This is a genomic window from Aliagarivorans marinus DSM 23064, assembly GCF_000429485.1.
GTDB lineage: Bacteria > Pseudomonadota > Gammaproteobacteria > Enterobacterales > Celerinatantimonadaceae > Aliagarivorans > Aliagarivorans marinus.
In genome coordinates this window covers 232558-243100 of the sequence record NZ_KE386910.1, presented here as the reverse complement: position 1 = coordinate 243100, position 10543 = coordinate 232558, and the positions used below count along the sequence as shown (strand labels likewise).

The 10543-nt window shown below is 53.3% G+C and carries 10 protein-coding genes and 1 tRNA gene; 9 read left to right on the top strand and 2 right to left on the bottom strand.

Translation table 11 applies throughout. The features are described 5' to 3' along the window. Window positions 1–17: 17 nt before the first annotated feature. Window positions 18–94, top strand: a tRNA-Asn gene (locus G461_RS0122700). Between the two features lie 165 nt (window positions 95–259). Next, a complete protein-coding gene (locus G461_RS0122695; RefSeq protein WP_026973577.1) occupies window positions 260–781 on the top strand; it encodes a M48 family metallopeptidase in 522 nt (173 codons plus the stop codon). Between the two features lie 91 nt (window positions 782–872). Here the strand turns inward: G461_RS0122695 and nrdG are convergent, their stop codons facing one another. Both nrdG and nrdD read right to left on the bottom strand, forming a co-directional pair. Further along, entirely contained in the window at window positions 873–1391 is a 519-nt protein-coding gene (gene nrdG / locus G461_RS25260) for an anaerobic ribonucleoside-triphosphate reductase-activating protein (protein WP_051333781.1), read from the bottom strand. Next, window positions 1391–3511: an anaerobic ribonucleoside-triphosphate reductase gene (gene nrdD, locus G461_RS0122685; RefSeq protein ID WP_026973576.1), complete on the bottom strand. Its 2121-nt coding sequence runs from the start codon at window positions 3509–3511 to the stop codon at window positions 1391–1393. The genes nrdG and nrdD overlap by 1 nt, the downstream gene beginning before the upstream one ends. Before the next feature lie 319 nt (window positions 3512–3830). On the opposite strand from nrdD, the gene rsxA reads away from it, so the two are divergent. The 7 genes from rsxA to nth are packed head-to-tail and all read left to right on the top strand — an operon-like array spanning window position 3831 to window position 10475. Next, window positions 3831–4409 carry an electron transport complex subunit RsxA gene (gene rsxA, locus G461_RS0122680; RefSeq protein ID WP_026973575.1) on the top strand — a complete coding sequence of 193 codons (579 nt, stop codon included), beginning with the start codon at window positions 3831–3833 and terminating at the stop codon, window positions 4407–4409. A 5-nt stretch (window positions 4410–4414) separates the two neighbouring features. After that, window positions 4415–5008 carry an electron transport complex subunit RsxB gene (gene rsxB, locus G461_RS0122675; protein ID WP_026973574.1) on the top strand — a complete coding sequence of 198 codons (594 nt, stop codon included), beginning with the start codon at window positions 4415–4417 and terminating at the stop codon, window positions 5006–5008. Further along, window positions 5001–7466, top strand: coding sequence for an electron transport complex subunit RsxC (rsxC, locus tag G461_RS0122670; protein WP_026973573.1), 2466 nt, complete (start codon window positions 5001–5003; stop codon window positions 7464–7466). The genes rsxB and rsxC overlap by 8 nt, the downstream gene beginning before the upstream one ends. After that, window positions 7456–8520 (top strand): electron transport complex subunit RsxD, encoded by a 1065-nt coding sequence (gene rsxD, locus G461_RS0122665; RefSeq protein ID WP_026973572.1) that lies wholly within the window; start codon window positions 7456–7458, stop codon window positions 8518–8520. Before rsxC ends, rsxD begins: the two co-directional genes overlap by 11 nt. Then, complete coding sequence (gene rsxG / locus G461_RS0122660; RefSeq protein WP_035481149.1) at window positions 8513–9136, top strand: electron transport complex subunit RsxG; 624 nt, start codon at window positions 8513–8515, stop codon at window positions 9134–9136. The genes rsxD and rsxG overlap by 8 nt, the downstream gene beginning before the upstream one ends. A 17-nt stretch (window positions 9137–9153) precedes the next feature. Beyond that, a complete protein-coding gene (locus tag G461_RS0122655) occupies window positions 9154–9843 on the top strand; it encodes an electron transport complex subunit E (protein WP_026973570.1) in 690 nt (229 codons plus the stop codon). Then, window positions 9840–10475 carry an endonuclease III gene (gene nth, locus G461_RS0122650; RefSeq protein WP_026973569.1) on the top strand — a complete coding sequence of 212 codons (636 nt, stop codon included), beginning with the start codon at window positions 9840–9842 and terminating at the stop codon, window positions 10473–10475. Before G461_RS0122655 ends, nth begins: the two co-directional genes overlap by 4 nt. Window positions 10476–10543 lie beyond the last annotated feature (68 nt).

Here is a 10543-nt window from a genome sequence, read left to right as displayed (position 1 = left end):
GGCAAAAACAATTCGATTCCCCAGTAGCTCAGTTGGTTAGAGCGGTGGACTGTTAATCCATGTGTCGTTGGTTCAACTCCAACCTGGGGAGCCACTTCTTAGTTATCCTTCACAATCCCTTTCGCTCCAGTAGTACGCCTATCCCCTACTCGACTATCCCAGCTTACGCATGCGCTAGTGACAGCTGCTCGCAATACCGTTACATTGAATCCAGTTTTGAAACTGTAGCGCGCCATATATTCGGTTTTTATCGTTCCTTATGTCCGATCATCTCAAGTACATCGCCCATTACCCACAACAGATCCGCACTCAGGTAGAACAGTTGCTTGCTCAAGGTTCGCTGGGTCACTATCTAACCTCTCGTTACCCGACGACCCACGATGTTCGCTCAGATAGTGCGTTGCGCGATCTGGTTGAGCAATACAAGCGGCGCTATATGAAACGCGCTGCACCCTTATCGAAGGTGGCTTACGACCCCAACATTCACCTGGTCAAGCATGCCCTCGGCACCCATACCCGTATTTCTCGAGTACAGGGCAACAAGCTCAAAAGCAAGAATGAGATCCGCATTAGCCGATTGTTTAAAGACGCCCCCTTAGGGATGCTGGAGATGATTCTGGTGCATGAACTTGCTCATCTTAAAGAAGCCAATCACGACAAGGCTTTCTATCAGCTTTGCCAGCATATGCAGCCCGACTATCACCAGCGAGAGCTCGATACCCGCCTTTATCTTATCGAGTTGGAGGCAAATGGCCCGCTTTACGAAGCTTCGGGTACTTAACCGCTCTACCCCCTTTTCAGGGAAACCTACCGAACTACAAACACAAAAAAGGCGCCATAACAGGCGCCTTTTGAAGTATTCATGCGGGAAACTAGATAGCTAACACGTCTATTAAACCAGTTTGTGGGGCTCGCTCTGGTTTATCGAACGGCGCATACAGAACATTTTGGTTACTGCTGCCACGCCATTTGAGTTTTGCATCGGCCAGCTCTTGTTCAAACTTGCCGTCGATCATCACATCAACATACTCAAGTACCGCGCGTTGCTCATCAGATAGCTCCGCCAAGGTGTAACCGGTCCAAAGCCAGATATCCTTGCCCGTACACTCTTGCTTAACACGCTTTGCCAGGCGCAGCACCGCAGCGACGTTTGCTGGGTGCAGCGGATCGCCGCCACTCAGGGTTAAACCGCGTTTGCGAATTCGCTGATCATTGAGATCATCGATGATCTGCTGCTCGAGTTGGTCGTCGAACTCAAACCCTGAATCGCAACGCCAAGTGCTTTTGTTATAGCAACCGCGGCACTGGTGCTCGCACCCTGATACAAACAGGGTGCAGCGGGTTCCCGGGCCGTTAACGACGTCAACGCTGTGGTACTTGTGGTAGTTCATTAGAGGTGTTTCACTCGACGTTTAACTTCTTCTTGCTTGCCGTAGTTAAACGGACGCGCATCTGGGCTGCCCAGGTAACCACACACGCGGCGGGTTACTGATACCTTGCTTGGGTCGCTGTTACCGCAACTTGGGCAGACAAAGCCTTTACTGGTGCACTCGAACTCTCCGGTGTACTCACAGCTGTAACACTCATCGATCGGGGTGTTGGTGCCGTAGTAAGGCACGCGGCTGTAGCTGTAATCCCACACGTCTTCCAAAGCTTCGACGTTGTGCTGCATGTTCGGGTATTCGCCGTAGCAGATAAAGCCGCCGCTTGAGAGCGATGGGTATGGCATCTCGAAGTCGATCTTATCGTAGGGGGTAACCTTCTTCTCAACGTCCAGGTGGAAGCTGTTGGTGTAGTAACCTTTGTCGGTTACACCATTGATCACGCCAAACTTCTTGGTATCGATGGAGCAGAAGCGGTTACATAAGTTTTCACTTGGCGTAGCGTACAGGCTGAAGCCATAGCCGCTCTCATCTTTCCACGCTTCGGTGGTTTGCTTTAGCTTCTCAACGATGGTCACGGCTTTTTCGCGCAGTGCTTCTGAGTCGTAAACATGGGTCTCATCGCCGTACAGCGCGTTCACCGTTTCATGCAGACCGATGTAGCCCAGCGAGATAGAGGCGCGGCCGTTTTTGAAGATCTCGGTAATCTCGTCGTCGGCTTTCAAGCGCACACCACACGCTCCTTCCATGTACAGGATTGGAGCAACGCGGGCTTTTACGCCTTTCAAACGCTCGATGCGAGAATCCAGCGCGCGCTTAGCGATAACCAAACGCTTCTCTAGGATTTCGAAGAAGCGGGTTTCGTCGTGCTGCGCTTCAATCGCAATCCGTGGCAGGTTAAGGCTAACCACACCCAGGTTGTTACGACCTTCGTGGATCAGCTGACCTTCTTCTTCGTAGGTGCCCAGGAAGCTACGGCAGCCCATTGGCGTCTTGAACGAGCCAGTAACCTCAACCACTTTGTCGTAGTTCAGGATATCTGGGTACATACGCTTGCTTGAGCACTCTAGTGCTAGCTGCTTGATGTCGTAGTTTGGATCGGCCGCTTTATGGTTTACGCCGTCTTTAATGGCGAATACCAGTTTCGGGAATACCGCGGTCTTGGCGTTTTTGCCCAAACCGGAAATACGGTTCTCTAGAATAGAGCGTTGGATAAGCTTGGCTTCCCACGACTCGCCCAGACCGAAACCAAAGGTGACAAACGGGGTTTGGCCGTTGGCGGTGTGCAAGGTGTTGACTTCGTACTCCAGCGATTGGAACGCGTCGTGACACTCTTTCTCAGTGCGCTGCTTGGCGTAGGCATGCGGATCGGCAATCTCCCACTCCTGCGCTACCGACAGGTGCTTGTTGAAGCTTTTTACCACGTATGGCGCAAGGATCTCGTCGATGCGGTTAATGGTGGTGCCGCCGTAGATGTGCGATGCCACCTGCGCGATGATCTGCGCGGTTACCGCAGTGGCAGTCGAGATAGACTTCGGTGTGTCGATTTCGGCATTACCCATCTTAAAGCCGCCGGTCAGCATGCCTTCCAGGTCGATCAACATACAGTTGAACATCGGGAAGAACGGTGCGTAATCCAGGTCGTGGAAGTGAATCTCGCCGCGCTCATGGGCGGTTACCACATCGCGTGGCAGCAAGTGGCTCTTGGCATAGTGCTTCGCAACGATACCCGCCAGCAGGTCACGCTGGGTCGGGATCACCTTGCTGTCTTTGTTGGCGTTTTCGTTCAACAAAGCAGCGTTGCTTTGTTCAACCAAACCGCGGATCTCTTTGCTCAATGAGCTACGGTGTTCACGTGCTACGTCGCGATCGTGACGGTACTCAATGTACGCGCGCGCCAATGATTTGTGGTCACTGTCCATTAGGTGGTTTTCAACCGCACCTTGGATCTCGTTAATATCCACCTCTTCGCGGTGCATAAACTGTTCAGTGACGATCTGAGCGACACGCAACGACAGCAAGTCGTCGCTGGCACCTACCGCTTTGGCCGCTTTAATCACAGCTTCTACAATGCGTTTTGCATCATAAGGGACTCGGCTTCCATCTCGCTTTATCACGACGGGTTTCACGTTTTATATTCTCCGGTGGTGTTGGGTACAGCACGTAAACACGCGCCAGTACTGGCTCTAGGGCCAATATTGACGGCGATGACCATATATTGTGTTTGTATATTCTAATAACCACTAGATGTGGTGGCTATGGCTGATATAAACGATCTCGAAATGAATTGATCACGATCAAGTTTGCTGCAGATTGGTGGGAGAAAGAGTGTGATCGACCAATAACTAATCAACTTAATTTATGCCGAGAATGCCCCTGCAAAAGCAAGGTTGTTAAGCCGCTCACAAACAAGGATAATATCCTGAATTTTAACCTCGATTTTTCCGCATGACAGAGTATTTGCTGTTGTTGATAGCCACCGTGTTGGTCAACAATTTTGTATTAGTAAAGTTTCTCGGCTTGTGCCCATTTATGGGTGTATCAGGCAAGGTAGAGTCTGCCATTGGCATGGCGCTGGCCACCACCTTTGTGTTGACCCTCGCCTCACTCAGCTCGTACCTGATTGAGACTTATCTGCTACTTCCACTTAATCTCGGCTACTTGCGCACCATGAGCTTTATTTTGGTGATCGCGGTAGTGGTTCAGTTTACCGAGATGTTCGTGCAGAAAACCAGTCCTACCCTTCACCGCGTACTCGGCATATATCTGCCGTTGATTACCACTAACTGTGCAGTCCTCGGGGTTGCACTGCTTAACGTTAATGAAGGGCACAACTTTATTCAGTCGGTTATCTACGGCTTTGGCGCCGCGCTAGGCTTTTCGCTGGTGCTGGTGCTGTTCTCAGCGATGCGCGAGCGTTTGGTCGCCGCCGACGTTCCACTTCCGTTTCGAGGCGCAGCCATCGCGATGATTACCGCCGGCTTGATGTCTTTGGCCTTTGTTGGTTTTAGCGGTTTGATTAAGTAGTAAAGATGATAGAAGCAATTATTGCGCTAACCGTACTAGCTGCCATCTTCGGGGGGATCCTCGGGTTTGCCGCTATTCGTTATCGTGTAGAAGGCGATCCCATCGCCGATCAAGTAGAGCAACTGCTACCGCAGACCCAGTGTGGTCAATGTGGTCATCCCGGTTGTCGCCCCTATGCCGAAGCCATCGCTAAGGGCGAGGCCATTAACAAGTGCCCGCCCGGTGGCCAGGAAACCGTAGAGAAGCTCGCCGATTTACTCGGTGTCGAGGTGCCCGAGCTAGATGCATCTGCCCAAGAGAAAGAGAAGCCCAAATCGGTAGCGTTTATCCACGAAGAGGCCTGTATCGGTTGTACCAAGTGTATTCAAGCCTGTCCGGTGGATGCCATTGTAGGTGCCAACAAGCAGATGCACACCATCATTACCAAGGAGTGCACCGGTTGCGAACTGTGTGTCGCGCCCTGCCCGACCGATTGCATTGAGATGCGCCCGATTGCGCAGACCTCGCGCACCTGGGATTGGCAGCTCAACAAGATTGACATCGCAGTTATCGATGTAGCCAGCGAATCGGCGAAGCTTGAGGAGGCCGATAATGCGTAGTTGGCTCGATAAAATCAAACAAGGCCAACTGTGGCGTTATCAAGGTGGCGTTCACCCCGCCACCAAGAAAGACAATATCGATTGCGACAAGCCGGAAACCCTAACGCTGGCCAAACAACTGGTGGTGCCCCTGCAGCAACACATTGGCAGCCCGGCCAAGGTATGCGTTGAGGTGGGCAGTACCGTGAAGACCGGACAAGCGCTGACTGAATCACGCTTTTATCAAAGCCCGCCTGTGCATGCCCCCTGTTGCGGCACAGTGGTGGCTATCGAAGCGCGACCGTCGGCTCACCCCTCCGGTATCAGCGAGTTGGCGGTGGTAATCGAGCCGAGCAGTATTCAAGATCAAAATGCCTTTATGGCGCCGCTCCTTGAGGCTGAACTCACGCCTGAGCTTATATGTGAACGGGTCCACCAAGCGGGTATCTCCGGGATGGGCGGTGCAGGCTTCCCGGCTGCTCTAAAAATTTCACCAAACAAGCCGTTGGACGTGCTGATCATCAATGGCGCCGAGTGCGAGCCCTACATCTCATCAGACGACTGTTTGATGCGTAACTACGCCGAGGCACTGCTACGTGGCGTTTCGCTGCTGGAAAAAGCGCTGTCTCCCAAGCTAGTGATAGTCGCCGTCGAAGACGACAAACCAGAAGCCATTAAAGCGCTACAAGCGGCTGCGGGCGATAACATCGTTGTACGGGCGATTCCGACTAAGTACCCGTCCGGTGGTGAAAAACAACTGGTTCAGGTACTCACCGGGCGTGAGTTAAAGGCCGGTCAGTTGCCTATCGATCAAGGCATTCTGGTACACAATGTGGGAACGGCATATGCGGTGCAACGCGCCGTCGATCATGGCGAACCGTTGATTTCGCGGATTGTTACCTTAGCGGGTGATCATGTGGGTGAGCCCCGTAACTATTGGGTGGCCATCGGTACGCCAGTCTCGCACTTGTTGGAACAACAAAAGCTGGGCACTCACCACCAAGCGATTATGGGTGGCTCGATGATGGGCTTTATGTTGCCCAATCTGGCCAGTCCGATCGTTAAAACAGCCAACTGTATTCTGGTTAACAACACCCCGGCGCAAGCCCAAGAGCAGGCCTGTATTCGCTGTGGCGAATGCGCTCAAGCTTGCCCCATGGGGCTGCTGCCTCAGCAGCTGTATTGGTATGCCAAGGGCGATGACCTTGAGAAATCTCGCAGTTATAAACTGATGGACTGCATTGAGTGTGGTGCATGCGCCTACGTCTGCCCTAGCGCTATCCCACTGGTGCAGTACTATCGCCAGACTAAGGCGAAGGTACGCGCTGAAGACCTGCTGGCGCATGAAGCAGAACGCGCCAAGCAACGCTTCGATGCACGCAAGCTTCGCCTTGAGAAGGAACAGGCCGAACGTAAGGCTCGCCAGAAACAAGCCGCTGAGCGTCGCCTGCAACAGGCCCAAGGTGCAGGTAACGATCCGGTCAAAGCGGCACTGCAACGCATGCAGAGCAAGCAGGTAGAGATCAAAGCCATTGAAAATGAGCAAGGCGAGCTGGTGCCAGATAACAGCGCCGCTATCGCCGCCAGAAAAGCCCGTAAGGCCCAGGCTCGTGCAGCGAAGGATGCTAAGACCACCAATACAGCGGTGGCTGCGGCCTTAGCGCGTGCTAAAGCCAAGCGTGAAGGCGACAACGAGCAAAGCGCCCCGGCTAAATCAGACAACCCGGCAGTGGCAGCTGCGATTGCCAGAGCAAAAGCCAAGCGCAACAGTGAGCAACCTACAGAAGCAGAAGGCAGTAAACCGGCTACTTCCGCCAATCCCGCGGTCGCAGCAGCGATCGCCCGTGCCAAGGCGAAAAAAGCGCAACAAACCGATGCATCAGAGTCTGATGATACTGCTGTGAAGCCAAGCAGTTCGTCTAGCAACCCTGCCGTAGCGGCGGCAATCGCCCGAGCCAAGGCGAAGAAGCAAGCTGCTGAACAGCCATCTGCAAATGCGAAAGATGCGGCTGTAGCAGCTGCTGTCGCCCGTGCTAAAGCGAAAAAAGCATCCCAGAGTGAACAGCCTGAGCTTGAACGGCCAGAAAACGCCGAATCCCAAACTGCGTCTTCAGCCAATCCCGCAGTAGCTGCGGCGATTGCGCGTGCTAAAGCCAAGAAGGCCCAAGCCGAGCTGCAAGCTCAGGACGAAAACGCAGCCGGTGACGCTAAACCGGCTAAGTCATCCGCCAACCCAGCAGTTGCTGCGGCTATTGCCAGAGCAAAGGCTAAGAAGATGGCCCAAGAGCAGCTGCAACAAGCGCAGAACGAACACAGTGAAGATGCGCGCCCTGTTGCCTCGAGTGATTCTCCCGTAGAATCATCCGATGCAACATCGCCTCCTAAACGCAGCGCCGCAGTAGCTAAAGCGATTGCCGCAGCCAAAGCAAAACAAGCAGCAAAAGCCGCGTCTTCCATGGAAAGCGACAATGACGAATAACCTACTCAGCTCTCCCTTTATCCGCAAACCTCTGCGCACCCAAACCTTAATGTTTTGGGTGATAGTGTGCCTGCTACCTGGCTTTATTGCACAGAGTTACTACTTTGGCATCGGTACGCTAGTTCAGGTGTTGCTGGCAAGCAGTGCAGCCTTGGCTACTGAAACAGCGACTCAACTATTACGTGGCCGAAGCCCAGCGGCGGCCTTGGCCGATAACAGCGCACTGGTTACTGCCGTGCTGCTAGGTTTGGCACTGCCGGCCTATGCGCCCTGGTGGGCTGCCGTTATCGGAGGGGTATTTGCTATCGCGGTGGTAAAGCAACTGTATGGCGGTTTGGGCAACAACCTGTTTAACCCCGCTATGGCTGCCTATGTGTTGCTGCTGGTGTCGTTTCCGGTGACCATGACCTCGTGGATCCCGCCTCAATCACTGCTGGCTGAGAGCCTGTCGCTGAGCGATGGCTTGCGTCTGATCTTCACCGGTTTTACGCGCGATGGCTTTAGCCTGCTGCAGATCGCCAGTGTCGACGGCCATACCTTAGCAACGCCGCTCGACGCAGTTAAAACAGGACTCAGCCAAGGATTGATGACCGAGGAGATCTTGCAAGGCGTGCAGTTTGGCGCAATCGCCGGACATGGCTGGCAGATTATCAACCTGGCCTATCTTCTAGGTGGCTGTGCACTACTCTACCTCAAGGTTATCCGCTGGCATCTGCCCGTCGCATTCTTGGTAAGTCTTATCGTACTAGGTATCTGGGGGCAACTGTTTGGGCTAACTAACGCGGCACCGGTGTCGCTCCACCTACTCTCCGGTGCGACCATGTTGGGCGCATTCTTCATCATCACCGATCCGGTAAGTGCCGCGACCTCGCCGCGTGGCCGAATGATTTTCGCCGCACTTATTGCGTTATTTGTCTACATTATACGCACCTGGGGCGGCTATCCCGATGCAGTCGCATTCTCAGTACTGCTTGCCAATATGTGTGTACCGATGATCGACCACTTCACCAAAACGCGGGTATATGGCTACAACGTGGAGCATGACGATGACTGAGCAGCGTAAATCCATTCAGCAAAACGCGCTCAAGCTAGCCGGCTTTGCTGCCGCGTGTACCGCCTTGGTATCGGCGGTCAACTGGTTCACATCTCCTTTGATTGCTGAGCAATTGCAGCTGCAAACCGAGCGACAAATGCAGGAAGTGCTGCCCGAAGAGGTAGTCTTTGGTGGCTTTGACGCACGCTGCTTTAGTAATGTTAGCCAGCAGTTCTTAGGCACAGCAGAGGCGCTGCCAAGCTGGCAGATTGAAAAAGAAGGCCAAGCGGTTGCCACGGTTTATCAGACTGTCGCACCAGACGGCTACAACGGCGACATACTGCTACTGGTTGGCATCGACGATAACAATACCGTGACCGGCGTTCGGGTGTTACAGCACAGCGAGACCCCTGGACTAGGTGATAAGCTCGAACTGCGCAAAAGCGACTGGATCACCAGCTTTGCCGGTCAGCGACTTAACAGCGACGAAGATAGCCGCTGGGCGGTGAAGAAAGACGGCGGCCAGTTCGATAGTTTTACCGGTGCCACCATCACGCCACGAGCAGCAGTGAAAGCCGTGCGTAACACCCTGCTCTATCATCAAACCCACGCCTCTGTGGACGATGCTAACCTGTAACCCTGCGAGCAATAGCCATGACTGATTACAAAAAGATTGCCTGGCAAGGGCTTTGGAAGAACAATCCCGGGTTGGTTCAGCTTCTCGGCTTGTGTCCGCTGCTGGCAGTCACGTCGAACGTGACCAATGCGCTCGGCTTGGCCTTAGCCACCCTTGCAGTATTGATCGCGTCCAACGTGAGCGTTTCACTGATCCGCAACTGGGTGCCTAAAGAGATCCGTATACCGGTGTTCATTATGCTAATTGCCACCTTCGTGACCTGTGTGCAGCTACTAATGAACGCCCTCGCCTACGAGCTCTATCAAAGCCTGGGCCTGTTTATCGCGCTAATCGTGACCAACTGCATTATCATTGGCCGCGCCGAAGCCTTTGCCGCCCGCAATGATGTGAAATCGGCAGCCTTTGATGGCCTCATGATGGGCCTTGGCTTTGCGCTGGTGCTCTTAAGTGTTGGAGCCATCCGTGAGCTACTTGGCGCCGGTACGCTATTCGATGGGATGGAGCTACTGCTCGGTGATTGGGCTGCCTCGCTTAAGATCGTTGTGTTCGAATTTAACGAAGCGTTTCTGGTTGCCCTGTTGCCGCCGGGCGCCTTTTTGGTGATGGGTTTCCTGATTGCCCTCAAGAACGCCATCGATCACTACGCTAGCCAGCGCAAACAACAGCCACAACCTGAGTCCACTCCCGCTTTGCAGGAAGCTGAATGAATAAAGAAAAACGCCTCGAGATCTTAACCCGACTACGAGATAACAACCCACACCCGACGACCGAGCTCAACTTCACCACGCCGTTTGAACTGCTCGCAGCAGTGCTGCTATCGGCGCAGGCCACCGATGTCTCGGTCAACAAAGCCACCGATAAGCTCTACCCGGTGGCAAACACGCCACAAGCCATCTTGGATCTGGGTGTGGAAAAGCTAAAGGGTTATATCAAAACCATTGGTTTGTTTAACTCCAAAGCCGAGAACCTGATTAAGACCTGCCAAATGCTGGTAGATCTGCACGGTGGTGAGGTGCCCGAGTCGAGAGAGGCATTGGAAGCACTTCCCGGCGTTGGGCGTAAGACCGCTAACGTGGTACTAAACACCGCCTTTGGTTGGCCGACTATCGCCGTAGATACCCATATCTATCGGGTATCGAATCGCACTAAGTTTGCGATGGGTAAAAACGTCGATTTAGTCGAGCAAAAGCTACTCAAGGTGGTACCAAAGGAATTCAAGGTAGATGTGCACCACTGGCTAATCCTACATGGTCGCTACACCTGTGTGGCACGCAAACCACGCTGTGGCTCGTGCATCATCGAAGACTTATGCGAGTTCTCTCCACCAAAGAAAAAGTAAAGAATCAGACTTGGTCTACAATGCAGATTCCCGTGGAAACCTGATTTTTTACCTTTACAAAAATGAAA